Consider the following 2,206-nt stretch of genomic DNA (forward strand, 5'->3'; position numbering starts at 1 on the left):
AAAACGCTATGCCGTCAAATACCTGAAAAAAGACCTTAACTGAACGGCATTACCGCCCAAGAGGGCGACCCTATAGTCCTTGACGGAAATTCGGCAGCTTACTTGCTTGACAGCGCCATCATCAAATCATTGATACGCTTGACGAAACCGGCCGGATCATCCAACTGACCGCCTTCGGCCAGCGTTGCCTGTTCGAACAGCAGCGCTGCCCAGTCATCGAAACGGCTTTCCTCGTACTTCAAACGCATCACCGCCGGATGCTGCGGGTTGATTTCGAGGATCGGTTTTGAGTTTGGCATCGGCTGGCCAGCGGCCTTCATCAGGCGAGCCAGATTGCCAGATGGATCATGCTCCTCAGACACCAGGCAGGACGGCGAATCGGTCAAACGGTAGGTGACGCGAACATCCTTGACCTTCTCGCCGAGCGAGGTCTTCACCTTCTCGAGCAGTTCCTTGTACTCGTCGGCCGCCTTCTCTGCTTCCTGCTTCTCGGATTCATCTTCCAGCTTGCCCAAATCCAGGCCGCCCTTGGCGACGGATTGCAGGTGTTTTCCGTCAAATTCGGTCAGGTGGCCAACGACCCACTCGTCGACGCGGTCGGAGAGCAGCAGCACTTCGATGCCCTTCTTGCGGAAGATTTCGAGATGCGGGCTGTTCTTGGCAGCGTTGAAGGTATCGGCCGTGACGAAATAAATCTTCTCCTGGCCGTCCTTCATGCGGCCGATGTAGTCGGCCAGCGAAACGCTTTGCCCTGGCGTATCGTTATACGTTGAGGCAAAGCGGATCAGACCGGCAATCTTCTCCTTGTTGGCGAAATCCTCGCCGACACCCTCCTTGAGCACGGCGCCGAAGGCTTCCCAGAACTTGGTGTAGCTTTCCTTGTCGTTCTCGGCCATGTCATCGAGCATGCTCAGCACCTTGCGCGTACAGCCGCTGCGGATGCCGTCAATATCCTTGCTCTGCTGGAGGATTTCACGCGAGACGTTAAGCGGCAGATCGGCGGAATCAACCACCCCGCGCACGAAGCGCATGTATAGCGGCATCAGTTGCTCAGCATCGTCCATGATGAAGACGCGACGCACATAAAGCTTGATGCCATGGCGAGCGTTGCGGTCCCACAGATCAAATGGCGCGCGGGCCGGGACATAGAGCAGTTGCGTATATTCCTGCTTGCCTTCAACGCGGGCATGCGTCCACGCCAGCGGATCTTCGAAATCATGCGCGACGTGTTTGTAAAACTCCTTGTACTGGTCGTCGGTGATATCCGACTTGGCGCGAACCCAAAGCGCGTTGGCCTGGTTGACCGTTTCGTCTTCAACGGTCATCACCTGCTCGCCATCCTTCCAGTCCTCTTTTTTCATCACGATAGGCAAAGTGATGTGGTCAGAGTACTTGCGAATGATCGACTTCAGCTTCCAGCCGCCGAGGAATTCATCCTCGCCTTCGCGCAGGTGCAGGATCACATCGGTACCGCGCGTAGCTTTCTCAACCATCTCAACCGTGTAATCGCCCTCGCCGCCGGATTCCCAGCAAACAGCCTGGTTTGCCTCGACACCGGCACGACGAGAAACCACCGTGACCTTGTCGGCAATAATGAACGATGAGTAAAATCCGACACCAAACTGGCCGATCAGGTGGGCATCCTTGGCCTGGTCACCGGTCAATGCAGAAAAAAACTCCTTCGTGCCGGATTTCGCAATTGTGCCGAGATGCTCGACCGCTTCGTCACGCGACAAGCCAATGCCGTTATCCGAAATGGTGATCGTACGCGCCGCCTTGTCGAACGCAACCCGGATCTTCAATTCGGCATCATCACCGTAAAGTGCACTGTTGTTCAGCGCCTCAAAACGCAACTTGTCGCATGCGTCGGAAGCGTTTGAGACCAGTTCACGCAGAAAAATCTCCTTGTTGCTATACAACGAGTGGATCATTAGTTGTAGCAGTTGCTTTACTTCAGCCTGGAAACCCAGGGTTTCGCGATTCGCATTCGCGGTTGCAGACTCGGACATGCTTGAAACTCCCAATGAAACATTAAGAATGTGGATTGAGAGTTGGGGGCAGGACAGCCGAATTCAAGTGGAAGAAGCGGAGATTTCCGTTTTTATCCCTGCAAAGTCAAAAGCCCCGTTAGCGGTTGCTAACGGGGCTTTTTAATGGGGGGTCTGGCGTTGACCTACTTTCGCGAGCGGAAGCTCACTATCATTGG

The 2,206-nt window shown here is 54.8% G+C and carries 2 protein-coding genes; one reads left to right on the plus strand and one right to left on the minus strand.

All coding sequences use genetic code 11. The annotated features are described in order from the left end of the window. Nucleotides 1–98: 98 nt before the first annotated feature. On the minus strand, nucleotides 99–2,009 hold the full coding sequence (gene htpG / locus ADADOO_RS13050; protein ID WP_511277938.1) for a molecular chaperone HtpG: 1,911 nt from the start codon (nucleotides 2,007–2,009) through the stop codon (nucleotides 99–101). On the opposite strand from htpG, the gene ADADOO_RS13055 reads away from it, so the two are divergent. Continuing rightward, on the plus strand, nucleotides 2,008–2,154 hold the full coding sequence (locus ADADOO_RS13055) for a hypothetical protein (protein WP_511277939.1): 147 nt from the start codon (nucleotides 2,008–2,010) through the stop codon (nucleotides 2,152–2,154). The genes htpG and ADADOO_RS13055 overlap by 2 nt on opposite strands. Nucleotides 2,155–2,206 lie beyond the last annotated feature (52 nt).

The sequence above is a fragment of the Azonexus sp. genome (genome assembly GCF_036170495.1).
In the GTDB taxonomy this organism is placed as follows: Bacteria; Pseudomonadota; Gammaproteobacteria; order Burkholderiales; family Rhodocyclaceae; genus Azonexus.